A 22,900-nucleotide genomic window follows, 5' to 3' on the forward strand; every position below is an offset into this window, starting at 1 on the left:
CCGCTATTGCCACTTATAAAAAAGCCGTCCCTGTTTGCCGTAAAGATCCTGTAATGTTCTCACGCCTTTTGCGTAGAGAGCTTCAAAGCACCGCACCGTAAGCAGGGCAGTGTGGGCCGCATCAAACAGCGCCCTGTGCCTGTAGGCGGCTGGAACGGGGATGTCCAGTTCTAATTGTGACATCAGGTTGTCAAGACTATAGCTTGTCAGCCCGGGAAACGCAAGTCTTGCGAGCCCTATCGTATCAATAATTTTTGTAAAACTATGTGAATGCTGGCATTTATCTAAGGTGTGATAAACGAATTTGCAGTCAAAACCCGCATTATGAGCTATGGCTATGCTGTCGCCCACGAAACCGATGAATTCGGGTATAACCTCTTCGGCCTTGGGCTTGCCCTTTGTCATTGCTCTGCTTATGCCGTGAACTGCGTATGCCTGATACGGTATGTCACAGCATGGATCTATTAGAGTTTCAAACCTGTTCTGAAGGTTAAGCGTAAGATTAGGCTCTATTTTGACTGCTGCTATTTCCACAAGTCTTGAACCCTTATCCGGTGACATGCCTGTGGTTTCTGTGTCAAATACAGTAAAAGTAAGCTCTTCAATGGGTTTATTTATCATTGATCACCTTAAAGAGGCGGATAAAATCCTCAAGATTCATCTCTTCCGCACGGATTGACGGTTTTAATTCCGCTTTTTCGATCATATTTTCTGGGTTTTCCACACCCATCAGGTTGTTGCGGAGAGTTTTGCGTTTCTGTGTGAAGCATCTGCGCAGGAAAGAAAGGAATTCTTTTTCATCACCCACATCCTCCTTAGTGTGAGGAGTAAACTTCAGTATGGATGAAAAAACTTTGGTGTTCGGAAAAAAGTTTCCGCCGGAGATGTCTTTTATCTTTTTCTTGTCATAGAAGTAATCAGTCATTACGGAGATTGAGGAATAAGCCTTTGAACCTGATTTGGCAGCGATTCTGTCTGCAACTTCTTTCTGGTACATGAATATCATTCTGTCCGTTATGCTGTGAAGTTCCGTACATTTCGCTGTGATGTCAACAGACACATTATATGGCAGGTTGCCGATTATTTTCAGCCTGTCTGTTTCCAGAAGCGATGTATCAAACTCCATGAAGTCAGAATGTATAACACGGAAGTTTTTATAAACGTGGAGATAGCGGTTAAGGAACGAAACCAGTTCACCGTCAATATCCACTGCGGTGACATTTGCGCCGGCTTCAAGGAGCTTATGAGTAAGCACTCCGCAGCCCGGACCAATCTCAAGCACATGGTCGCCTTTTTCTATTTCAGCGGAGCTTACAATGAGGTCGAGTATGTGAGTATTGGTGAGGAAATGCTGTCCGAACGCTTTTTTTGTTCTTCTTTGTTCCTCTTTAAAAAGTTTAAGCAGATCGAGCATTAATCACCATTTCTTTCGCCACCTGAACAGCCCTGAAAAGGGATGACGGTGCGGCAGTATTTTTTCCAGCTATATCAAAAGCGGTTCCGTGGTCAACCGATGTGCGTATGATCGGCAGGTTCAGGGTAACGTTGACCGCATTGCCGAAGGACTCCATCTTAACGGGGATCATCCCCTGATCATGATACATACAGACCACAAAGTCAAATTCTCCCTTAAGCACTTTGGGAAACAGAGAATCCGCAGGGTAGGGACCTCCGGCGTTTATACCTTCTTTCACAGCCTGTTCTATGGCGGGAGCTATGATATACTGCTCTTCGTCTCCCAGCGCTCCGTTGTCTCCGGCGTGGGGGTTAAGACCCAGAACAGCTATGCGGGGTGTACCTTTGCAGAAGAATCTGCCTGCGTTATGTGCGTTGCGAATTGCCGTGAGTACCGTATGTTCATCAAGCTTTGCCGTGAGATTGCAGAGGGGTACATGGGTGGTGGCGAGCAGAGTCCGCACCTTATCACCCACAAGGAGCATAGAGAAGTCCTTGGTATCCGTTAGGTATCCGAGAAATTCCGTATGACCGGGGAAGCTGTATCCGCCGAGCTGGATTGATTTTTTATTTATAGGGCATGTGACAATGGCGTCAATTTCGCCTGACTGCGCCATCTTCACTGCTTTTTCCACAAAAAGCATGGATGCTTTACCGTATTCACCCTTAATTTTGCCGTAATCGATGGGAAATTCCATTTTTTCATCCGGTTCGATGATTCTGATGTCCGGCATCTCTGTTTTGAGGATATTCCTGAAAGCGTCTTCCATTATGAAGCGGTAGCCTATGAAGACAGTTTCCACATCTTCCGGCTGATTCAGGGCATATTTGGCGGCAATTTCAGCGCCTATTCCGGCGGGGTCGCCGATTGTGATTCCGATAACTGTTTTTTTCATAGGCAGAAGATAATACCGAAGGGGAGGATTTATCAAGCTATACTTTACATTACCGTTTATTTATGGGGTTTTTCATCTGCAATGAGGAAAAATTTTACTCCATTTTTTTTGACACGGCGTTTTACGGATGGTACGCTTGTGCTGAAAGTTTAGCTTACAGATAATTTAAATATAATATTCTCCAAGGGAGGTTAGTCAATGAGGTTAAAGACACTGCTGGCAATACTGGCAGTGGCGGCTTTTCTGGGCGGATGCGCCGGGGGCAAAACCCCTGTTTCAGCAGGCGATGCGCGCAGTAAGGTCGATTCACTGTCTTCCAAAAAATTTGAAGTTTCCAAGGTTCAGCTTACTGTGGCTCCGAATCCTCCTGAGGCTTCCGATCTGATGTTTAATGCCCTTGCCCAGCCGTTTATGTTTGGTACAATGGGGCAGACATTTACAGACCAGCTCAGTATTCTGCTTAAACGTGATTTGGGTATAGATGCCGATTACAGGCAGCTTCACAGCACCTTTAACTACAAGACATCCAAAAAAGCCGGCTTTGTGTGGGATCCGGATCTTTATGCAAGGCAGGCAACCAAACAGTTTAAAACAGGAAAACAGACCATAGAGATAACTGCCTATGTTCCTAACCCGTCGGTAGCGGCTATAGAGACGTTGATCACGGTCTCCGGCGATGGTGACGTGCTTAAGCAGTACAAAATTCAGGCTGTGATGAGTCCAAATGTTCATAACTTGATGCTGCATGAAAAAGCAAAGGATTACTTTATCCATATTCCCGAACTCCTTAGTCTGGGAATCAACGGATATATTATAAACGAGGCTAGTGCGGCGGAATCCATTGCGGATTTCAAAGGCATGCTTGAACGTATAAGGTTTCAAAATAACCCTCCTGAAAATGATTTGAAGCGTCTGCGGGAAATGGTCACAGATATCGACCCTTCCTCCGGAATAGTTCTGGAAGAATTCGTTAAGCCGGATGAGGCGCAGGAAAAAAGCGGCAGCGGCGCAACGCTGATGGACTGATTTCCCGACCAACAGGAGAGGATTTATGCGATTCAAACTGCTGACAGCTCTTATCCTGATGTGTATCACCGCACAGGCAGGAATGGCAGAAAGCCCGTCTGCTAAGACTCCTCCGCTTCTTCAGGCGGATGTTCAGCAGCTTCCGGCAAATTATATGGACGGCTGGAGCAAACTGGGCGGAACACTTTTATCGGCGGCAGAGAGCCTGCAAAACGCTGACGGAGAGAAAATATTTGCCCTGAACACCAATACAAAACTTGGCTCTGTTCAGGTTTCTCAGGTTTTAAAGATCTATGACACCCTCAATGCTGTTTACAATAATCAGTGGAACAAAATAGCCGAACAGACAGGACAGGATATTATCAATAAGATGTGGCCTCTTTTCGGAAGCTACATGGCTCTGCACAGTGCTGTGAAAACATCTTTCGAGGCAGTTTTGGCTAACTGGTCGCAGGAACTGTACGCCTCCAATGCGTACCGAAATGTTGTAAATGTTCTGAATGACGCTGTGGTTAATCAGGCAAAAAATCAGGAACCTTACCTCCCTTCATTTTTTCTGAAACCCGGCTCACCAGCACATAAATCAATGCTTGCCATAGAGGACAGAATGTTCACTTTATGGATGAATACTTCGCCCGATATTGAGCTTGGAAAAGGGGATTACCCGTCCTTAATACGCCATGTATTCGGCAAAGACCCTAAAGATGACAGGGAAACTTTCAATGGTTTCTTACAGCGTGCGGTTATGGACCAGAAGGGGATGATTGTAGCAACTTATGAAAGAGTGCGTGAAGATTCTCTGCATGAGGCGATGCGCAGGTTTTATGAGCAGACTGCGGCGGAACTCAAACGCAAGCAGAAGATGATGTTTTTTGTAATAGGTACCCGTGATGACTACGGCGGCAGGCTTATTGAGGAACCTGTGGGCAGCGGAGATATACTTGCTTTTGAGTCGAACCCTTTTGTACCGTTTCTTTACAGCGGTGAATCGGCAAGGCTTGTATGGCAGGTTTACATGGCAGACGGCACTCCTGTGGAGGGTCTGCACAAAGTAATAAATATCAAAGACGGCGATAAAATTCATAATGCACGTATGCGCTTCCGGATAGATAACCTTCCGGCGGGCGATTATTACGTCATGCTTTCCCGCTGCGTTAACCAAAACTGCGAAAACAGACGTGATGTATTCACAGTCGGAGACTCTCTGAAGATAACAAGGGCTTACCTCAGTCTGGATCAAGAAGGATTAAGCAGGATAAACCGTGATCCCTTGAGCGGTGAGGCTCAGTTTTTTCAGGTTGATTACAAAGGCGGCGGTTCGCCTCTGCATGTTGAATTGGTAATTACCGATGCAGAGGGGAAGGATGTATTCAGTTCAAAGCAGGAGCATCCGTCATCCGGTGCAAAAGGGCGCTTTGGTTTTAGCCTCTCCGGCGTTTCTTTGCGGGAAGGGGAGGAATACACAGCCAAAGTGTCTGTATCTGTTGGAGAAAATGAACCTGAAATGAAGACCCTTACATTTACTCCAAAGTTTTACTCAGCAGAGATCACCGGTCCTGAATCCACGGATGAGAACAAGCGCACAGCTTATAAATTCAGACTTCCTTCTCAGATGATACCTCCTTTCAAAATAGACACAGTCAAAAATGCAGGTGAGGTTTCACAGGTTAGTGACAACAGTCTTTTTTTCACACCGAAGGCAAAAGGAGCAAGAACTCTCGCCGTTGTAATTGCGGATTCTAAAGGGAAAAAGGCAGTAGGGTTTAAAAAGGTTCAGGTCAATGCGGAAGTTTTGCCACCTCCGCAGCATATTGAAGTCGTTCAGCCGGAAATACTGGATGTCCCTGTACAGTCAAATCCTGTGCCCTATGCAGGGGTTCCCTCACAGCCTGCGCCTCCTGCCGGAGCTTCATCAAATCAGGGGCTTGCTGAAAAGGGGCGTGAATGGCTTAAGGACAGGCTTGGCATAATTAAAAGTGATCTGAGCTATCCATGCAGCGGCTACGTAGACAGCCTGATCAGCAAGGCATACAGCAATCTTTCTGACAGCCATGCAAGGCAGATAGCAGAGTGGGATATGTCCGGCGCATCCGGTCTTGGTGAGCTTACTGAACTTTATACAACACTTTACTACAATGCCCTAAGCAATCTGCTCAGTCATGTATCAGGCATGCCTTACTCCGAATGCAACCTCAAATGGATGAGAGGTTTCTGCGGCAAAAGCTCAAGGAACACCCTCGAAAAGGCGGGAATGCAGGGGTTTTATTCTGCATATATGCGTAAAGCTCCGCAAAGCGAGATCGAAAGAGACAGACAGAACGGGTCACCGTGTATCTATTAACGGTGACAGCTACTTTTTGATGAAGCCTTTCAGTCTTTCCTCAGCCTCGGTGAAGTCTCCGAGGCATGAGTATCCGTTGATAGCTTCAAGCCGCAGAGCATCGTCAATGGAGCGTCCCTGTATGTCCATTATTGTTTCTTTTACAGAGCGCACCGCACGCTGACTGTTTTTCAGTATCATCCCTGCGTATTCCTCGGCGGTTTTCATCAGCTCTTCAGCGGGAACAACTCTGCTCACAAGCCCAAGCTTCAGGGCTTCATCCGCCTTTATCTCTCTGCCTGTCATTGAGAGATCAGCGGCGACTGCCGTTCCTGCGACTGCACATAGACGCACAAGTCCGCCGTCACCCTGATGCAGTCCGAAGCGGGTTTCAAATACGCCGAATTTTGCTTTTTCGGATGCTATGCGTATGTCGCATGCGAGGGCAAGCTCAAACCCTGCACCTATGGCATGACCGTTAATGGCGGCAATCAACGGTTTATACATTCTGTGCTTTCCTCTTGTTATTCCTCCGGCAAGACCTTTTTCTGCATTTTGTCTCAGTGAATAGAGGTCCGCATTTTTCCATTTAGGTATGAATGTCTTAAGATCCGCCCCTGCGCAGAAAGATTTACCTGCGCCGGTTATGATCGCTACGTCCGTTTCAAGGCACGATGCAAAATCGTTCCAGACCTCTTCAAGTTCTCTGTTAAGCTCTTCATCAAGGGCGTTCAGTGCCTCCGGTCTGTTCAGGGTGATGCAGGCTGTTCTGTTTTTCTTTTCATATGTTAGCTTTTCCATAACCTTAACCTTATTGTTTTTTGATAAATTATGTCTTTATATTTTCGGGAGATCATCTATTATTATAGGTTACAGAACCCATAAACAACAGGAGAAACGATGCCTCAACTGACCAAAAATATTTTTGAAGAACTTTCGGAAAATATTAAGGGTGATGTTTACACCGATAAGATAAGACGATATATGCACTCAACAGACGGCAGTATATTCAGAGTCGAACCTGCCTGTGTTGTGTATCCCCTTGATAAAGATGATATCAGAACATCGGTGAAGTTCTCGTCCCGCTACGGGCTTTCCATCCACACCAGAGGTTCGGGAAGCGGTCTGTGCGGTTCAGCAATAGGTAAAGGGCTGATACTGGACTTCTCAAAATACATGAATACCCTTGTTGAACTTGATGAAAAAGGGAAGACATTTACCTGTCAGCCGGGATACCGCTTCGGTGAGCTTGAAGTTATGCTCAAAGGAAAGGGGCTTTTCTTCCCGCCTGATCCTTCCAGCGGAGAGTACGCAAGCTTCGGCGGAATGTACGGTACAAACGCAAGCGGTGCGCACTCTGTTAAATACGGCAACGTATCCGACTACATAGAAGATGCGAAGCTTATCCTTGCGGACGGCACTGAAACAACTATCAAAACCCTTGAAACAACACCTTTTGACAAGCTTCCGCCTAAGTTTAAAAAATTATATAAACTCTATGAAGAAAACATGGAAGAAATTGAAAGCGCCTATCCCTCAATACGCTGTAATGTTTCAGGTTACAACCTGAGAGGATTGATTAAAAACGGCGGGCTTCATATAGGTAAGCTTCTGGGCGGCTCTGAAGGCACGCTGGCGATAGTGACGGAGCTTACATTCCGCCTCCATGAAAAACCTGCGTTCGACAGTCTTGTGGTTGCTTATTTCGATGATATAGTCAAGTCCGCACAAGCTGTGCAGAAGGTTCTTCCTTCAAACCCATCGGGTATTGAGATAATGGACAAGTCCCTTCTAAATCTCGCCAGAGAGTCTGATACCAAGCTCAAAGAAGCCATACCCGAAGGTGTGGACAATGTTCTTATGATCGAATACGACGGTTATGATAAGGATGAAGTCCGCAGACTGGCGGAAAAAGCCATGACGGATGTTGAAGATCTTACCACATCGGCTTATGTGGCGGCTTCCGAAGAGGAGGCGGCTAAGTTCTGGGCCGTGCGTAAGGCAGCAGTGCCGATTCTTTACAAGCTTAAAGGGCGCAAAAAAATTCTTGCTCTCATCGAAGACGCCGCAGTCCCCACAGACAGACTTGTGGATTATTTCAAAGGCTTATACGCCATACTGCACCACCATAAAGCTGATTTCGTGATTTATGGTCATATAGCAAAGGGGCTTCTGCACACCAGACCTCTTCTTGATCTGAAAGATCCCCATGATATAGAGATGCTTAAAACTCTTGCTGACGAAGTGTTTGAACTTGTAAACGCTCTCGGCGGCGTTGTCAGCGGTGAACACGGAGACGGCAGACTCAGAACAGCTTATATAAGGGAGCAGTACAAGGATATTTATCCGCTGTTTCTTGAAACCAAATCCATTTTCGATGTTGAAGACCTGCTGAATCCTGACATTAAAACCGTCAGTGATGATGAGCAGATGATGAAATATCTCCGTTTCGGCTCCGACTACGGCAGTTCAGACCTCACAGGCAAACACCTTGTCTGGAACGAAGGCTTCACTGACGAGGCTGAAAAGTGCCACGGCTGTTCAAAATGCACCACAGTTACATCAGCCACAAGGATGTGCCCTGTGTATAAGGCCACAAGGGACGAAACCGCAGCCCCCAAGGCTAAGGCTAATGTTCTCCGTGCATTGATAAGCGGTGCCATAGACGGCGATTCGCTTTATGAGGAAGCTTTCCAGAACGTTATCAATAAATGCGTGAACTGCGGAAGCTGTGTCATGGAGTGCCCCTCTAATGTAAATATACCCAAGCTCGCAATCGAAGCTAAGGCAATGTATGTTAAGAGGTTCGGCGCCGGTATAGAAAATAAGATAGTTGCCAACTGCGACATACTCGGAAAATACACCCATAAGATCAGTCCTTTAATAACCAAAGCGATGAAGCTTAAGCTGAACCGCAAGGTTATGGAGATTATGACGGGTGTTACGGCAGAGCGTCCGTTTGTGGGTTTTAGCGGCAAATCTCTCTTTGAGAGGGCAAGCACCCGTGCTTTCCGTACCAAGGGCGAGCTTAAGGTTGTTTACTTCGCCGGATGCTACGCAAGCTACATGAACCCTGAACTGGGGCTTTCCACTATAGATGTTCTTGAGCATATTGGCTGTGAAGTTATTCTGCCTGAACAGTTCTGCTGCGGAATCCCTTTCCTTTCCAAAGGCATGACGGATGATGCCAAACTCAGGGTGAAAAAGAACCTCGCAAGCTGGGGTAAGAAGGCTATGGAAGAGGCTGATTATGTTGTTGTCTCCTGCTCATCCTGCGGGCTGTCACTGATGAAGGAGTGGAAATTCCTCATGAGCGATTCACAGGTGGAAGCGGTGAGCAAAAAGCTCATCCATGTCAGCGCACTTGTTAACATGAGAAGAAACCGTTTGAGAGTTAAGGAGAAAAAACTTAAACTTTCCTATCATAAATCCTGTCATATGAAAGTACAGGCTGATAACAACTGCTCAGTTGCGATGCTTGCTTCAATACCCGGAGTTAAGGTCACAGACCTTAACAGCAATTGCTGCGGAATGGCGGGAAGCTGGGGTATGAAATCAGAAAACTTTGAACTCAGCGCAAAAATCGGCAAGCCGATGATAGATAAACTTAACGAATCAGAAGCCGACTACGGCGTAACAGACTGCCCCACATGCACAATTCAGATGCAGCATATGGGAAATAAAAAGGTTAAACACCCGGTTGAGGTGCTGAAGGAATGTTTGGAAGACTGACAGCCTTTCTGCTTGTAAGCGTTTTTTGCCTTGTTTCCGCCCATGCGGATGAAGGCGATTACCTTATGGGTCTGAACGCATACAAAGACGGACTGAACAGTGTGGCGAGAATGGGCTTTGAGGCTTATCTCGCCGATTCTCCCGATCAGGCTAACAGGCACTACGCCGAGTATTTAATGTACCGTATTCTCCTTGAAGACGGCGACTTTGAAGGTGCATACGCATACTTTACAAAGATAGAAAAGGTTAACGACTCCCGCTTTGACCAGAACGTGATCAAAGGCGACAAAATGCGTTTTCTGGTTCGTAAAGATTGTGATGCCGCCAAAGCGGAACTGATCGCCGGCACTTCTTCCGCCGGAGCGGCGGTTTACACTGAATCATCCTGCGGAGTTGACGCCGCCGCGGCAAAGGCAATCGCCGCAGTGAGCAAAGATTCTAAAGTGCTTCTCTCTGCCGCTGCTAAGGCTCAGGGAGATCCCGAAGCCGCCGGGGCTCTTTTCTCAGGTATAAATCCCAAAAACCTCACCGCCGAACAGGCAAAGTATTTCGGTGTTCTTTTTTACAAAAACGGCAATTATGACAATTTCTGGAAAGTTTACGGGGTTTATAAAGACTCCGATATGGTAAGTCTCGCTCTGGATAGGCTCTGGAGTATTAAGGACTACAAAGGCTATATCTCAAGCTTTGAGGCAAACCGCAAAAGCTACAGCCTCGAATCAGCCGTTTTCTGCCGTGCAATTGAGTCATACAAACAGACCGGCTCAGATTTTGACTGTGAATTGCTGGATAGCTGCATAAAAGATAAAAACGCAGATTTTGCAAAAACAAAAACAGCATGCCTGATAAAAAGCGGCAAGAACCCCCTTGATGCTGATATTGACTCTTTCGGCTCTCCTGCTGTTCTGGGTGTGTGCGACTATGTACCCTATATGGTCGATAAAGGAATTTACAACGGTAAATCCTTTGGGGAATTTGCCTCATGCGCCAATAAGTTTGACATAGCGGAACTTCTATACCGCAAAAAGAATTTTGGCAAACTCCTTGAGATAGCCTCCAAAGGCAATGACGACAGGGATTATTACTATGTGACGCTTGCTCACATCGGTCTTGGCGACAGAGCGAAGGCGTCCGCCGCTGCGCAGAAGATCAAGGATGCTGAGCTGAAGGCTTATTTAAGAGGGCAGGTAAAATGAAAAAGTTTTTTATAGGATTCATCTTCATATCAGTTTTCTTTGCTGCTCTGCTTTACAACTATATGTCTGATGAGAGTCACAAGCTTTATGACGAAGCAGTCAAGCTCTATGATGAACAAAAGTATTTTGAAGCCCACGAAAAAGTGAAAGAGGCTATGGATAAAAATATGCTCAACCGCAAAGCGATCTTGCTGAAGTCAAAGCTTTACGAGATTGTAACGGGTGAGGAGAATTATCAGGAGGCGTCCCGCCTTTATGAAGAAGCTGTGAATCTGGCTATGAAGGGCAACGGTGAGCAGGCAAGGGTAAATATTGTCCGTTCCCTTGAGCTTCTGGATAAGGTTCCCTCCACCGCTCCGTCAAAGGAAAAGGCGGATAAACTCATCGAGCGTATAGCCCGTGATGCGGAACCTCTCTTAAGCAAGGCACCCGATGTTGCATACCGCAGGGCGAAAAGCTTTTATGAGCAGGGCAACTACCGCAGAGCCTATGAAAATCTTGTTCGGCTTCCAGCTCTTTCACCTGAGGGAAGAGCAATGAAAAGCTCTGCCGCATATAAGGCCGGGTTGGATGTTTATACCAGCATAAAAGACCTTCCTGACATCTCCAATGCTGAAATATATGACGCTATCTACTGGTTTGAGCAGGTGGAAAGCGGTCAGCCGGACTATATGGACGCAACAGAAAAAATAAACGAACTAAGGGCAAGGCTCAATTAATTTCATTGCGCTGATTCGCTGAAAAATGCTAAAAACGTGTCAGTATTCCAAGAGGTTATCTTCATGTCAAACTATGACTTCACAGGCGTAAAAGTTCTCGTTGTCGGGGATGTTATGCTTGATAAATATTATTTCGGTTCAGTCCGCAGAATTTCTCCGGAGGCTCCGGTTCCTGTGGTCAGGGTCAAAGATTCCAAGCTCACTCTGGGCGGTGCGGGGAACGTTTTAAGCAACATAACCCACCTTGGCGCAAAGGGAATAATGTTTTCCTCATGCGGTCAGGATGACAACGCAGTTACTCTGAAAAAGCTCCTTGATGAGCTTGGTGCCGACTGCGGGTTTATTGACCGTGATCTCCCCACTACCACCAAGCTGCGTGTCATAGGCGAAAAACAGCAGATAGTCAGACTGGATTTTGAAGAAATTGTGCCTGTCAGCCTTACTGATGAGCATAAACGCTTCATAGATAAGGCAGCGTCAGAGTGCGGAACTGTGGTTCTTTCTGATTACGGCAAAGGTGTCTGCACTGATGAAATGTGCAGATTTGTCATAGAAAAAGCAGCAGAATACGGCAGAAAAGTGATTGTTGACCCCAAAGGGAGCGACTGGAGCAGATACAGCGGGGCGGACATCGTAACCCCTAATGTTAATGAACTTGCAGAAGCGGCTGGCAGAAATGTTGAGAACGCCGATGATGAGGTCTGCGCCGCAGCCAGAGAAATACTTGGTAAATACGGCATAAAGTGCCTTCTTGTTACCCGTTCCCACAAGGGTATGAGCATAATAACGAAGGAAAGCGCAACGCATATCCCTACGGAAGCGAAAGAAGTTTTTGATGTTTCCGGTGCAGGGGATACTGTTGTGGCTACCCTTGCCGCCGCTCTGGCGAACGGTTATGAACTGGAAACCGCAGCAGTTACAGCAAACAAGGCGGCTGGAATAGTTGTAAGCAAAATAGGCACTGCGCCTGTTTACATAAATGAGCTTAATGAAGAGGGCAGAAGCCACGCAGTGACGAGTCTGGATTCCATGCTGCGTATTGTGGAAAACCTGAAAAGGTCAGGCAAAACTGTAGTGTTTACAAACGGATGCTTTGATATACTTCATAAAGGGCATGTAACCTACCTTCGTGAGGCTAAAAAGCTTGGTGATGTGCTTATTCTCGGTCTGAACACAGATGATTCCGTGCGCAGGCTTAAGGGTGAGTTCAGACCAGTAAACTCCGAGGATGACAGGGCAGAGGTTCTCTGTTCCCTTGAATCTGTGGATTATGTTGTCAAGTTCGGTGAGGACACACCCCTTGAACTGATCGAAAAAATACGCCCTGATATACTTGTTAAGGGCGCAGACTATAAAATAGAGAACGTTATCGGACGTGAATATGCCGGAAAGACTGTTTTAATCAGCTTTGTTGACGGATATTCCACAACATCTATTCTGGAGAAAAGCAAAGGCTGACAGCGGTGACGTTTACTATGCTGTGAGCGTGTATGTAAAAAAAACAGGATGTATTTTTTTGCATTATCAAATAAGTCCCATGGATGGGACTTCGCCGTGCGCAGCGAAGGGTTGTTTATCAGCCCGCGAGCGTGTATGTAAAAAAAACAGGATGTATTTTTTTACATTATCAAATTAAGGAAGGTATTCATTATGATAGCAGTAACAGGCGGAGCAGGATTTATAGGAAGCAACATAGTAAAAGCCCTGAATGACATGGGAGAGGACAATATTCTCATTGTCGATAATCTTGATAACCCTGCCAAGCACCTGAACATGAACAAACTCAAATTCAATGACTTTATAGATAAGCGTGACTTTCTGTCCGTTATGAAGGCAGATAAGTTTTTTATAAAAGCCTTTTTCCATGAAGGTGCATGCTCCAACACCATGGAGACGGACGGAAGATACATGATGCAGAATAACTATGAGTTCAGTAAGGAGCTTCTGCATTACAGCATAGAAAAAGGGACTAAGTTCATATACGCCTCTTCGGCATCTGTTTACGGAAACGGAGATGAAGGTTTCATCGAATCGCCCGAATGCGAATATCCGCTTAATGTATATGCTTTTTCCAAATTTGCTTTTGATAACTATGTCCGCAGAGTGAAGAACCCCGGAATACAGATAGCCGGACTGCGCTACTTCAATGTTTACGGACCGCAGGAGAACCACAAAGGTAAAATGGCTTCCGTTGCTTTCCATTTCTTTAACCAGCATCAGGACGGCAGCAGGGTTAAGCTTTTTGAAGGAAGCGAAAACTTCCGCAGAGACTTCATACATGTTGATGATGTTGTGGCGGTTAATATGTTTCTGTATGAAAACCCTGATGTGTCAGGTATTTTTAACTGCGGAACAGGAAACGCCAGAAGCTTTGCCGATATAGCCGAAGTTTTCAGAAAAAGATACGGCTCTGAATTTGAATCAGAGATAATCCCTTTTCCTGAACAGCTCAAAGGAAAATACCAGAAATATACACAGGCTGACCTCACTTCACTGAGAAAAGCCGGATACAGTAAAGATTTTCTCTCCCTTGAAGAAGGTGTGGATAGATACCTTTCTGTCCTTGAGAAGACCGGCGGCTACATAAAGTAAAATTTATGAAACAGCTCCGCACGGGTTCACTTCTCCGCATGGCCGACAGGTACGCCGGAACGGCTCTGCTGCTTGCGAAATCAATCTTTCATAAAAAACAGAAATTCGGCGGAGAAATCCGCCGTGCGGCTTTTCTGAAAACCGCAGCCATTGGCGATACTGTGCTTATTGCCGCAATAGTGCAGGATTTCAGAGCAGCTTACCCTGATGCGGAGCTTGTGTTTGTCTGCGGACAGGACAACGCCGCTGTGGTGCGGATGTTTATGCCTGCGGATAAAATTGTTGTAATAAATCACAAAAATCCGCCGGAAGCGGTAAAAGCTGTGAAGGCTCTGGGGCATTTTGATGCGGTGCTGGATTTCGGTTCTTGGCCCCGTTTTGATGCTTTTCTGGCATCCTGCTTCAATTCAGCTTTCACTGCGGGCTTCAACACAGACGGACAATGCAGACATTACTGTTATGATAAAGCTGTGAAGCATTCTCAAAGTGTTCATGAGCTTGAAAACTACCGCAGTCTCGCCCAGGCGGCGGGAATCACAACAGGGGCATCACCCCATATAGAGCTGTCTGATGATACAAAGTCGAAGCAGGTTGTTTTCCATATGTTTTCCGGCGGCAGGCGGTGGTATCTCAAGGAGTGGTCGCAGGAAAAGTGGCTCCAAGTGGCTGAAAAGCTCAGCAGATATGGCTACATGATAATAGTAACCGGCTCAAAGGCGGACTATGCGAGAGCGGCGGAGTTCTGCGCTTTATCCGGTGCTGTGAATGTTTCCGGCTGCATCCTTGGCGAAACGGCGGCTTTGCTTAAAGCATCTTCTCTTGTAATAAGTGTAAATACCGGAGTAATGCACCTTGCGTGCGCTCTCGGATGTTCCGTTGTTGATATTTGCGGTGCTGTGCGTCCGGAAAGATGGGGTGCTTTCTGTGAAAACTCTGTATCTTTGGCATGTTCCGAGCCTTATATCAGTCTTGGCTTTGAAGAAAAGGAAGGAAAACCAATGGATGAGATATCCGTAGAAGTGGTTCTTGATGCCGCGGGAAGGTTTCTGAAATTATGAGGTGGCTTTTTACTCCTGCTCTTATTCTTATAGATCTGCTTACCTATTATATTGTTCTTGAGTTTGCCGTCATAAGCAGAACCTTGGTGGATGTACTGTTCCCTGAAGTCACAAGATTCAATTTTTCCTTCACGTATTTCGCCGGTCTCTGGTGGGTTCCTGTGATTCTTATTGCCGTCACAGCATACAAAGGTCTTTATACCAGACGTCTTACAACATTTGATGAAAGCAGGGGGCTGATAAGCGCTGTTACGTTCAGCCTGATTCTGGTATTTGCCATAGTCTCCGTGGGCAGAATGACCGATTCTGTTTCACGCCTTACCCTTGTTTTCATGTGGGTTTACGGAATCATTCTCTTCCCTGTGATACGCAGATTCGGCAAGAGGTTTCTTTTCTCACTGGGCATAGGCACAGAAAAAATTATCATAGCCGGTACAGGCGCTGCGGCTGAAGATGCTGCTGCGGCTCTGCTTGCTGAAAAAAGTTATGGATATGAGCTTAAAGGGTTTTACCCTGTTGCAGACTGCACAGCGGAGAGAATAAGTGTCAAAGGCGTTTCATACCCTGTTCTCCGTGATGACATAGAAACGCTCCTTGATGATGCGGCAGCGGTTGTATTTGTGGAAGGAGAAACGGGGCATGATGAAATAACCGCTCTGACAACCAGTGTAAGACGCAGGGTGGGCAAAATAATCACCGTTCCGGAGCCTGACCGTGCTGCTATGATGAACAGCGAATTCCACTACCTCTTTAACAACAGGCTGTTTGTACTGAAATCGAAAAACAATCTTGCCTCCACGGCTAATAAAATCGCCAAGAGGCTGTTTGATATAATCTTTACCCTGCTTGTTCTCCCCTTTGCTGGGCTTATCATTATAACTGCGGCAATCGCCATACGAATAGAGTCCAAGGGTTCACCTTTTTACAGCCACAGGCGCATAGGCAGAGGCGGAAAGATCATAGGCGTTCTCAAGATGCGCTCAATGTACAAGGATGCCGATGAACGGCTCAAAGAGATTCTTGCTTCTGATCCTGTAAAAAAAGCTGAATGGGATACATCATTCAAGCTTAAGGATGACCCGAGGGTTACTAAAGTCGGCAGGTTTATAAGAAAAACATCGATAGATGAAATGCCTCAGTTTATCAATGTTCTTAAAGGTGATATGAGCGTTGTGGGTCCCAGACCCATAATAAAAACAGAGCTTGATGAATATTACGGTAAAGACGGTGAATATTACTGCATGGTGCGTCCGGGTATAACGGGCTTATGGCAGGTCAGCGGGAGGAGCGACACGGACTATCCTTTCCGTGTGGGGCTTGACAGCTGGTATGTTATGAACTGGAGCATATGGCTTGATATAATGATAATTTTAAAGACAGTTAAAGCAGTGATTAAAAAAGAAGGAGCATATTAGTTTTGAGCAGAAGTTTTTACATCAGCACATACGGATGCCAGATGAATGAGTACGATTCCGAAAGGCTGGCATCTTTTTTCTCCGCCATGGGCTTCACTCAGGCGGATACACCAGAAGAGGCAGACTATGCGCTTTTAAATACATGCAGTGTGAGGGAAAAACCTCATCACAAAGTTTCTAGCGAACTGGGCAGGCTGAAAAAAATAAGGAACAAAAACCCCGAACTTAAGATAGGCGTATGCGGATGTGTTGCCCAGCAGGACGGAGAAGCATTGTTAAAGCGCTACCCGCAGACTGATTTTGTACTAGGAACAGATGCCATAGCACGCATAGGCGAAGCTGTGGAGCTTGTGGAAAAGGGTGAAAAGGTCTGCTTCACAGAATTTACCGATGGCGAGCTTAAAGTGCCTGTTTTCGGGCGCCAGACAGGATGCAGCGCATTTGTGACAATCATGAAAGGGTGTGACAACTTCTGCTCATACTGCATAGTTCCTTACGTCCGTGGGCGTGAAAAGAGCAGGCACGCATTTGAAATTCTGGATGAGATAAGCTTCCTTGCTGATAAAGGGGTAAAGGAAATTACTCTTCTTGGGCAAAATGTGAACTCATATGGAAAAAACCTTGACGAAAACATCAATTTTACGGAACTTTTATATAAGGTAAACAATATAAGCGGGATTGAGAGAATAAGGTTTGTTACCTCGCATCCCAAAGATTTTTCAGACGAGCTTATATACGCAATGCGTGACTTGGATAAGGTGTGCGAAAGCCTGCATCTTCCTTTGCAGGCAGGCAGCAGCGCAGTTTTGAAACGCATGAACAGAAAATATACTTACGAAAAATACAGAGACAAAGTGCTGAAAGCAAAAGAGCTTATACCTTCATTGGCATTGTCTTCTGATTTTATTGTAGGATTTCCCGGAGAATCAGCGGAAGATTTTGAAATGACTCTTCAGGCAATGGAGGAGATACGCTATGAATCCCTCTTTGCTTTTGCTTATTCTGTTCGCCCCGGAACAAAGGCGGAAGAATTTGAGGATGATGTAAAAGCCGCTGATAAAAAAATGCGTCTGGCACGTCTTCTTGATTTGCAGAAGAAAATCAGTGCTGAAATATCAGCAGGTTACGAAGGCACAAAAGTTCAGGTTATGACCGAAGGCTTCAGCAAGCGTGACGGCGGCGTATATACAGGAAGAAACAGACAAAACAGAGTAGTAAATTTTACCAGTAAAAAAGTTTTATCTGTCGGTGACATCACTGATGTTATAATAAACAAAGCGAAACCTAACAGTTTTTTCGGCGAGGCATCGGAGGATTAATAAATGATAGAGGTCAGCTTAAAATGCGTCATGAGAGAACCGCTCACAGGCAGATGTATGATTCTGCTTGAGTCTGTTTCAGGGCTTGAGGTTCTTCCTATACCGGTAGGTGAGGAAAGCGCAGGAACTATCCATGACTGCCTTTGCGGACATAAGGCGGACAGCCTGAACATGCTGGGCATTACTGCAAGCGTAATAGCATCCCTTGACAACGCATTCCCTGAAAGAGTTGTTATAGACGGTTATGAGGACGGAGTATTCTCGTCCAGAGTATATATTATTGTGAACGGCGAAGAAAAATCTGTTGATGCCAGACCTTCAGATGCTGTGCGTTTCGCCCTTCTGGCAAATGTTCCTGTTTACGTTACTAAAAGACTCCTGCATGAAAAATTCAGGGATAGAAAACTCTGCTTTGAAAAAAGAGAAGGCGGGTGCTGCGGGTAATGCTTTGTACCCGCATTTATTTATTCATCGGGTGGGTAAGTTTGTGTTCTTTGACAAAGCTTTCTATTATTCCGTTAGTGTCCACCCCATAGCTGTCGCTTTTTATTGATGATATTATTTTTTTGTTGGTTGCATTAGTATTCTGGTTTTTCAGATCAAGCAGATAAGGAGTGATTCTTGTTCCTTTTTCGTTGCTTATCACAATAACCACAGGTTTGAGAATGTCTTCCTGCCTGCTGTCAAAAACAACCGCCATTTCGTGCGTGTCAAGCATAGTCAGCGTGCCAACAGGGTAAATCCCCATGATATTAATGAAAAATTTTACAAGTGTTTCGTTGAAATGCCTGCCGGAACCATCAAAAATAAGCTTAAGGGCTTCCGCAGGTGATTTACCCTGATGGTAAACCCTGTCGCTGGTAACAGCGTCATAAACATCGGCGATTGCAATAATTTTTGCCATGGGGTTGATCTGCTTCTCGTTAATTCCTCCGGGATACCCTGAACCGTCTGCTTTTTCGTGGTGCTGAAGAACAGAAAGAAGAACATCTTCCGGAAGTTTCGTGTAATATTTCAGCAGATCATAGCCCCTGACCGGGTGTTGTTTCATTATTCTGAACTCCTCATCTGTCAGCTTATCCGGCTTGTTGAGGATCTTTTCGGGAATTTTCATTTTCCCAAGGTCGTGCATAATTCCCGCCATGCCTATCAGATTAAGCTCGGACTGCGATTTTCCCAGCCTGCGTCCTATGGCGATGCTGATTATGCTCACGTTCAGCGAATGGGTGAATGTATAGTCATCAAAGTCTTTAAGTCTTGTCATGTTAGGAAAAACAGAGGGGCTGTTAAGGCATGTCATCACAAGCTCATTCACGACACTTTTGGTCGATTCTGTGTCAAGGGATTTCCCCATTCGTATATCGGTAAGAACTCTTTTAGTAACTTCTTTGCTCTTTTTGTGTATCGCCTCTGCTTTTATTACTTCGTCTATGGTAGGGGCAAATTCTTTGATAATGCTGAAGTCCGCATCAGGAGCTGTCTGTTTCTGGAGTTCAGTGATAATCACATTCTCCTGCTCCTGCTTTTTCTCTGCGGGCATGTCATTTACTTCAACACGGATAAAAACACGCTCAACCCCTGATTCCAGGAGGAGTTTGATGGGCTCATCATTTTCAATGGGAGTGCCGTAATAAGGGAAGTAGATCCCCTCTTTATCGGTTTTTGTTACAATCATTCCCTGTTTAAGATCTGCAACCTTAATGAGCAGATTTCTGATCATTCTGTGCCCTCAATGCGTAAAAAAGATACATTTTTATAGTAGTTTCAGACTATATTTCTTTTCTATTAAAACAATATAAGGAATTATACATAAAAAAAGTAAAATATAAAAGGAATGTTGTTCAAACATTTGATTGGAGCAAAAGTGTATTGTGTCTCTTTTGCGAGCGACAAAAAAATATTATTACTGTCATTAACAGTAAGAGAATCAGGCAATAGTCAGACAGAAACGTATATTGCAATCATTTTTATATATATTAAAATTAGCCATACTAAAAAAGAGGGTGCTTTATGCAATACAGGAAAATGCCGAAAACAGAAGACGAACTTTCCGCACTTGGATTCGGGTGCATGCGTTTGCCTATGAAAAACGGCGGAATAGATAAAGAAAGGGCGATAGCCCAGATCCGCTATGCAATAGATAATGGTGTGAACTATGTTGATACTGCATGGCCCTATCATGGCGGAGAAAGCGAAGTAGTTCTCGGCATGGCTCTTCGCAGCGGTTACCGTGAAAAGGTGAAAATAGCCACAAAGCTTCCTTCATGGCTTATTGAAAGCAGGGAAGATATGGATAAATATCTTAATGCCCAGCTTGAAAAACTCGGCACTGATAAAATAGACTATTATCTTATACATACCCTCAACGGAACACTCTGGGAGACTGTGAAGAAGCACGGAGTTAAGGAGTTTCTGGAGCAGGCTAAAAAAGACGGCCGAATTGTTAATGCCGGTTTTTCGTTTCATGGTCAGAGTGCTGATTTTGCACCTATTGTTGATGATTATGACTGGGATTTTTGCATGATCCAGTATAACTTTCTGGATCAGGAGTTTCAGGCAGGAACAACAGGGCTGAAATACGCTGCCTCTAAAGGTCTGGGTGTCATAGTTATGGAGCCGCTTCGGGGCAGTTATCTTGCCAATACTCCGCCTTCTGCAATTCAGGATTTATGGGATGAGGCGGATACAAAGCGCAGTAATGTTGACTGGTCGCTCCGCTGGATCTGGAATCATCCTGAGGTGAAAGTTATCATCTCCGGCATGAATGAGGAAACTCATGTTGAGCAGAATATCGCATATGCCTGTGACTCATTGCCGGATACTCTCACAGCGAAAGAGCTTGATATGATAAACCGTGTGGGCAAAAAGTATAAGGAGCTTATGAAAGTCGGCTGCACAGGCTGCGGATACTGTATGCCTTGTCCTGTGGGAGTTAATATTCCCGGTGCTTTCAATGCCTATAATCTGTCGTTCCTCACAAGCAAAGAGGGCGCAAGCTTCAGCTATATCTTCGGGTTGGGCGGTATCACTGCTGACGGTGAAAAAGGATACGCCTCAAAATGTATCTCATGCGGTGAGTGCATTGACAAATGTCCGCAGTTTATACCGATCCCTGATGTCTTGCAGGATGTTGCAGCCTGTTTTGAAGGTGACGGGTTTGAAGAACGAGCGGCGGGAATAACAAAAATGTTCGTGGATAACTTGAAAAAATAGATCAAAAGGGGATAGAGTGAAAATATTATATTATGATTGTTTTTCGGGTATCAGCGGAGATATGAACCTTGCCGCCATGCTTGACCTTGGTGTGGATTCGGATTTTCTCCGGTCGGAACTTGATAAGCTTGGACTGGGTGATGAATTTGAGCTTAAAATAAGTGCAGATATGCGCAAAGGTATTTCCGGAGTAAGAGTCGATGTTGTTCTTAAACACCACCACCACGGACACCACCATCACAGAAACCTGAAAGATATAGAAAATATAATAAACGGCAGCACACTGGACGGCAGAGTAAAAGCAACTGCTCTGGATATCTTTATGAAAGTGGCTGAAGCTGAATCAAAAATACATGGCAAAGGACTCTATGAGGTGCATTTTCATGAGGTCGGAGCTACTGATTCCATAATTGATATAGTCGGTGCGGCGATATGTTTTCATGCACTTGGGGTGGATGAGGTGTATTCGTCACCCCTTGAACTGGGCGGAGGAATGGTTAAGTGCGCCCATGGGCTTATGCCTGTGCCGGCTCCTGCCACATCCGAGATTTTAAAGGATGTTCCCGTTACCCTCGGAAAAGTCAATAAAGAGACCACAACACCTACCGGAGCGGCAATTATAAAGACTCTTACTGATAAATTCTGTACGGCTGCCGGGTTCTCAATAAAGAAAACCGGATACGGAATAGGGCACAATGATAACGAAGTGCCTAATGTTCTTCGTGTTTTCCTTGCTGATACAACCGGAGGAGTGCAGACGGATAAGGCTGTTCTGCTTCAATGCAATATAGACGACATGACACCTGAAATGCTTGGCGCCGCAATGGATATTCTTATGGAGCATGGTGCGTCGGATGTTCACTTTACTCCGATTATTATGAAGAAAAACCGTCCTGCGGTTACTGTTTCTGTTCTGTGCAGTGAAAAGGATGCTGATAAGTTCAGGAAGCTGATGTTTCTCCATACCACAACTCTCGGTATCAAAAGCACAGAAATCAGAAAGGATATGCTTGAAATCAGCTACGAAAAACTGGAAACTCCCCTTGGGGCAGTCACCATGAAAAACGCATTTATGGATGGAAAGCCGGTACGCTCCAAGCCTGAATTTGAAGACTGCAAAAGGCTTGCTTCACAGCATGGTATATCTCTTAATGAGGTTTACACAGTTATAGGAAAGTGCAGGCTGTAATGGACAGGCTTAAGGAGCTGCTGAACAGCATAAGGGAAGGAAAAACCGGTGTGGAGGACGGGATTGCCCGGCTTCGTGATCTTCCTTTTGCTGATGTGGGGCACACAAAATTTGATACACACCGCTTATTAAGAAATGGTTTCCCTGAAGTGATCTACGCTGAAAGCAAGACGCCGGAACAGGTAGCGGATATCTTCATTAATCTAAAAGAGAAATGCAGTGTTCTGGCTACAAGGGTTTCTCCCGATACAGCGGAATATGTGCTGAAAATATTGCCAGATGTCGAATACAATAAGCTTGGGCGCACTTTAAGCTATGTGAAGGATGAGATAGAGTATAAAAAAGGCGAAGTCCGCATAATCACTGCCGGAACATCGGATCTGCCGATTGCGGAGGAAGCCCTTGTTACATGCAGGATGTTCGGGTGCAGGGCGGAAATTATCTCCGATGTAGGTGTGGCTGGTATTCACAGACTTTTTGATAAACTGAGCGAAATCAGAAAAGCGAAGGTAATCATCGTAATAGCAGGGATGGAGGGAGCATTGGCCGGAGTTGTCGGCGGACTTGTTTCCCAGCCTGTAATTGCCGTGCCTACATCTGTGGGCTACGGGGCAGCGTTTGGCGGAGTGTCCGCACTTTTGGGAATGCTTACCTCATGCGCAGGCGGAATAACTGTTGTTAATATAGATAACGGTTTCGGGGCGGCGTGTGCGGCAATGAGAATTATAAATTCCGGAGATTCGTTTTAGCAGAAGGCAGCCGGCGGGATA

Annotated in this window: 19 protein-coding genes; 14 read left to right on the forward strand and 5 right to left on the reverse strand. The window is 45.5% G+C overall.

Features of this window, described 5'->3' with window-relative positions; genetic code table 11:
* Nucleotides 1-3: 3 nt before the first annotated feature.
* Genes ACYRYY_RS15050 through pdxA form a run of 3 tightly spaced genes read right to left on the reverse strand, consistent with a single transcriptional unit; the run spans nucleotide 4 to nucleotide 2,351 of the window.
* On the reverse strand, nucleotides 4-621 hold the full coding sequence (locus tag ACYRYY_RS15050; RefSeq protein WP_460216408.1) for a 3'-5' exonuclease: 618 nt from the start codon (nucleotides 619-621) through the stop codon (nucleotides 4-6).
* Complete coding sequence (gene rsmA / locus ACYRYY_RS15055) at nucleotides 611-1,414, reverse strand: 16S rRNA (adenine(1518)-N(6)/adenine(1519)-N(6))-dimethyltransferase RsmA (protein WP_460216409.1); 804 nt, start codon at nucleotides 1,412-1,414, stop codon at nucleotides 611-613. The genes ACYRYY_RS15050 and rsmA overlap by 11 nt, the downstream gene beginning before the upstream one ends.
* Complete coding sequence (pdxA, locus tag ACYRYY_RS15060) at nucleotides 1,398-2,351, reverse strand: 4-hydroxythreonine-4-phosphate dehydrogenase PdxA (protein ID WP_460216410.1); 954 nt, start codon at nucleotides 2,349-2,351, stop codon at nucleotides 1,398-1,400. Before pdxA ends, rsmA begins: the two co-directional genes overlap by 17 nt.
* A 198-nt stretch (nucleotides 2,352-2,549) precedes the next feature.
* On the opposite strand from pdxA, the gene ACYRYY_RS15065 reads away from it, so the two are divergent.
* A complete protein-coding gene (locus tag ACYRYY_RS15065) occupies nucleotides 2,550-3,377 on the forward strand; it encodes a hypothetical protein (RefSeq protein ID WP_460216411.1) in 828 nt (275 codons plus the stop codon).
* A gap of 25 nt (nucleotides 3,378-3,402) precedes the next feature.
* Nucleotides 3,403-5,718: a hypothetical protein gene (locus ACYRYY_RS15070; protein ID WP_460216412.1), complete on the forward strand. Its 2,316-nt coding sequence runs from the start codon at nucleotides 3,403-3,405 to the stop codon at nucleotides 5,716-5,718.
* A gap of 9 nt (nucleotides 5,719-5,727) precedes the next feature.
* Here ACYRYY_RS15070 and ACYRYY_RS15075 read toward each other — a convergent pair whose 3' ends face one another.
* Nucleotides 5,728-6,498: an enoyl-CoA hydratase/isomerase family protein gene (locus ACYRYY_RS15075; RefSeq protein ID WP_460216413.1), complete on the reverse strand. Its 771-nt coding sequence runs from the start codon at nucleotides 6,496-6,498 to the stop codon at nucleotides 5,728-5,730.
* 99 nt (nucleotides 6,499-6,597) lie between these two features.
* Between ACYRYY_RS15075 and ACYRYY_RS15080 the strand changes: the two genes are divergently transcribed.
* From ACYRYY_RS15080 to ACYRYY_RS15120, 9 genes are all read left to right on the forward strand, one after another.
* Entirely contained in the window at nucleotides 6,598-9,429 is a 2,832-nt protein-coding gene (locus tag ACYRYY_RS15080) for an anaerobic glycerol-3-phosphate dehydrogenase subunit C (protein ID WP_460216414.1), read from the forward strand.
* Nucleotides 9,414-10,625, forward strand: a complete 1,212-nt coding sequence (locus ACYRYY_RS15085; RefSeq protein WP_460216415.1) for a hypothetical protein — start codon at nucleotides 9,414-9,416, stop codon at nucleotides 10,623-10,625. The genes ACYRYY_RS15080 and ACYRYY_RS15085 overlap by 16 nt, the downstream gene beginning before the upstream one ends.
* Nucleotides 10,622-11,344, forward strand: a complete 723-nt coding sequence (locus ACYRYY_RS15090; RefSeq protein ID WP_460216416.1) for a hypothetical protein — start codon at nucleotides 10,622-10,624, stop codon at nucleotides 11,342-11,344. Before ACYRYY_RS15085 ends, ACYRYY_RS15090 begins: the two co-directional genes overlap by 4 nt.
* A 63-nt stretch (nucleotides 11,345-11,407) precedes the next feature.
* Nucleotides 11,408-12,802: a D-glycero-beta-D-manno-heptose-7-phosphate kinase gene (gene rfaE1 / locus ACYRYY_RS15095; protein ID WP_460216417.1), complete on the forward strand. Its 1,395-nt coding sequence runs from the start codon at nucleotides 11,408-11,410 to the stop codon at nucleotides 12,800-12,802.
* Between the two features lie 192 nt (nucleotides 12,803-12,994).
* The gene (gene rfaD, locus ACYRYY_RS15100) at nucleotides 12,995-13,936 is read left to right on the forward strand and encodes an ADP-glyceromanno-heptose 6-epimerase (RefSeq protein ID WP_460216418.1); all 942 of its coding nucleotides are present in this window, start codon (nucleotides 12,995-12,997) and stop codon (nucleotides 13,934-13,936) included.
* A 5-nt stretch (nucleotides 13,937-13,941) separates the two neighbouring features.
* Nucleotides 13,942-14,994, forward strand: a complete 1,053-nt coding sequence (locus ACYRYY_RS15105) for a glycosyltransferase family 9 protein (protein WP_460216420.1) — start codon at nucleotides 13,942-13,944, stop codon at nucleotides 14,992-14,994.
* The gene (wbaP, locus tag ACYRYY_RS15110; RefSeq protein WP_460216421.1) at nucleotides 14,991-16,409 is read left to right on the forward strand and encodes an undecaprenyl-phosphate galactose phosphotransferase WbaP; all 1,419 of its coding nucleotides are present in this window, start codon (nucleotides 14,991-14,993) and stop codon (nucleotides 16,407-16,409) included. The genes ACYRYY_RS15105 and wbaP overlap by 4 nt, the downstream gene beginning before the upstream one ends.
* A 2-nt stretch (nucleotides 16,410-16,411) precedes the next feature.
* Nucleotides 16,412-17,728 carry a tRNA (N6-isopentenyl adenosine(37)-C2)-methylthiotransferase MiaB gene (gene miaB, locus ACYRYY_RS15115; protein ID WP_460216422.1) on the forward strand — a complete coding sequence of 439 codons (1,317 nt, stop codon included), beginning with the start codon at nucleotides 16,412-16,414 and terminating at the stop codon, nucleotides 17,726-17,728.
* A 3-nt stretch (nucleotides 17,729-17,731) separates the two neighbouring features.
* On the forward strand, nucleotides 17,732-18,172 hold the full coding sequence (locus ACYRYY_RS15120) for a bifunctional nuclease family protein (RefSeq protein ID WP_460216423.1): 441 nt from the start codon (nucleotides 17,732-17,734) through the stop codon (nucleotides 18,170-18,172).
* 16 nt (nucleotides 18,173-18,188) lie between these two features.
* On the opposite strand, the gene ACYRYY_RS15125 is transcribed toward ACYRYY_RS15120, so the two are convergent.
* Nucleotides 18,189-19,448, reverse strand: coding sequence for an HD-GYP domain-containing protein (locus ACYRYY_RS15125; RefSeq protein ID WP_460216424.1), 1,260 nt, complete (start codon nucleotides 19,446-19,448; stop codon nucleotides 18,189-18,191).
* 290 nt (nucleotides 19,449-19,738) lie between these two features.
* Here ACYRYY_RS15125 and ACYRYY_RS15130 point away from each other — a divergent pair, with 290 nt between their 5' ends.
* From ACYRYY_RS15130 to larB, 3 genes are read left to right on the forward strand one after another with little or no spacing between them, the layout of a single operon-like run.
* The gene (locus tag ACYRYY_RS15130) at nucleotides 19,739-20,941 is read left to right on the forward strand and encodes an aldo/keto reductase (RefSeq protein ID WP_460216426.1); all 1,203 of its coding nucleotides are present in this window, start codon (nucleotides 19,739-19,741) and stop codon (nucleotides 20,939-20,941) included.
* Between the two features lie 16 nt (nucleotides 20,942-20,957).
* The gene (gene larC / locus ACYRYY_RS15135; RefSeq protein WP_460216427.1) at nucleotides 20,958-22,130 is read left to right on the forward strand and encodes a nickel pincer cofactor biosynthesis protein LarC; all 1,173 of its coding nucleotides are present in this window, start codon (nucleotides 20,958-20,960) and stop codon (nucleotides 22,128-22,130) included.
* Nucleotides 22,130-22,879: a nickel pincer cofactor biosynthesis protein LarB gene (gene larB / locus ACYRYY_RS15140; RefSeq protein WP_460216428.1), complete on the forward strand. Its 750-nt coding sequence runs from the start codon at nucleotides 22,130-22,132 to the stop codon at nucleotides 22,877-22,879. Before larC ends, larB begins: the two co-directional genes overlap by 1 nt.
* Nucleotides 22,880-22,900: the final 21 nt, after the last annotated feature.

The sequence above is a fragment of the Geovibrio sp. ADMFC3 genome (genome assembly GCF_054687035.1).

Excerpts from the sequence above, each read along its gene's own strand:
- rsmA (WP_460216409.1), bottom strand. The coding sequence starts at position 1,414 with ATGCTCGATCTGCTTAAACTTTTTAAAGAGGAACAAAGAAGAACAAAA.
- rfaD (WP_460216418.1), top strand. The coding sequence starts at position 12,995 with ATGATAGCAGTAACAGGCGGAGCAGGATTTATAGGAAGCAACATAGTA.
- ACYRYY_RS15090 (WP_460216416.1), top strand. The coding sequence starts at position 10,622 with ATGAAAAAGTTTTTTATAGGATTCATCTTCATATCAGTTTTCTTTGCT.
- ACYRYY_RS15070 (WP_460216412.1), top strand. The coding sequence starts at position 3,403 with ATGCGATTCAAACTGCTGACAGCTCTTATCCTGATGTGTATCACCGCA.
- ACYRYY_RS15050 (WP_460216408.1), bottom strand. The coding sequence starts at position 621 with ATGATAAATAAACCCATTGAAGAGCTTACTTTTACTGTATTTGACACA.
- ACYRYY_RS15125 (WP_460216424.1), bottom strand. The coding sequence starts at position 19,448 with ATGATCAGAAATCTGCTCATTAAGGTTGCAGATCTTAAACAGGGAATG.
- ACYRYY_RS15080 (WP_460216414.1), top strand. The coding sequence starts at position 6,598 with ATGCCTCAACTGACCAAAAATATTTTTGAAGAACTTTCGGAAAATATT.
- pdxA (WP_460216410.1), bottom strand. The coding sequence starts at position 2,351 with ATGAAAAAAACAGTTATCGGAATCACAATCGGCGACCCCGCCGGAATA.
- ACYRYY_RS15130 (WP_460216426.1), top strand. The coding sequence starts at position 19,739 with ATGCAATACAGGAAAATGCCGAAAACAGAAGACGAACTTTCCGCACTT.
- wbaP (WP_460216421.1), top strand. The coding sequence starts at position 14,991 with ATGAGGTGGCTTTTTACTCCTGCTCTTATTCTTATAGATCTGCTTACC.
- ACYRYY_RS15120 (WP_460216423.1), top strand. The coding sequence starts at position 17,732 with ATGATAGAGGTCAGCTTAAAATGCGTCATGAGAGAACCGCTCACAGGC.
- larB (WP_460216428.1), top strand. The coding sequence starts at position 22,130 with ATGGACAGGCTTAAGGAGCTGCTGAACAGCATAAGGGAAGGAAAAACC.
- ACYRYY_RS15075 (WP_460216413.1), bottom strand. The coding sequence starts at position 6,498 with ATGGAAAAGCTAACATATGAAAAGAAAAACAGAACAGCCTGCATCACC.
- ACYRYY_RS15065 (WP_460216411.1), top strand. The coding sequence starts at position 2,550 with ATGAGGTTAAAGACACTGCTGGCAATACTGGCAGTGGCGGCTTTTCTG.
- ACYRYY_RS15085 (WP_460216415.1), top strand. The coding sequence starts at position 9,414 with ATGTTTGGAAGACTGACAGCCTTTCTGCTTGTAAGCGTTTTTTGCCTT.
- ACYRYY_RS15105 (WP_460216420.1), top strand. The coding sequence starts at position 13,942 with ATGAAACAGCTCCGCACGGGTTCACTTCTCCGCATGGCCGACAGGTAC.
- rfaE1 (WP_460216417.1), top strand. The coding sequence starts at position 11,408 with ATGTCAAACTATGACTTCACAGGCGTAAAAGTTCTCGTTGTCGGGGAT.